This window comes from Flavobacterium aureirubrum (assembly GCF_038739835.1).
In the GTDB taxonomy this organism is placed as follows: Bacteria; Bacteroidota; Bacteroidia; order Flavobacteriales; family Flavobacteriaceae; genus Flavobacterium; species Flavobacterium aureirubrum.
The window spans coordinates 1-288 of record NZ_JBCGDO010000140.1; the positions used below are offsets into that span (position 1 = coordinate 1).

At 34.0% G+C, this 288-nt stretch carries 1 protein-coding gene; it reads right to left on the minus strand.

The annotated features are described in order from the left end of the window. Positions 1-288: hypothetical protein (locus WFZ85_RS16260; protein WP_342697282.1), on the minus strand; the 288-nt coding region annotated here is incomplete at both ends.

Consider the following 288-nt stretch of genomic DNA (forward strand, 5'->3'; position numbering starts at 1 on the left):
AAAAAACCATGAGGATTGATAAAGGCTAAAATTCCACTTCCATTTTTATCAATAAAATGTTGTCCAAAACGCAAGAATTTTACATAATCATCATTTAACCAATGTTTACGCTCTTTAAAATGTTCTCCATCAACATATTTATAATCTTCAATTAAATCTGAAATCCATTTGCCATTATTAGAAGAAATTCCACTATCAGGCGGATTTCCAATAACTACCATCACAGGTGCATCGCGTTTTATGGCGTTGGCTTGGTCGGCTTCGTCACTTAGCCACGAACTAAAAAGT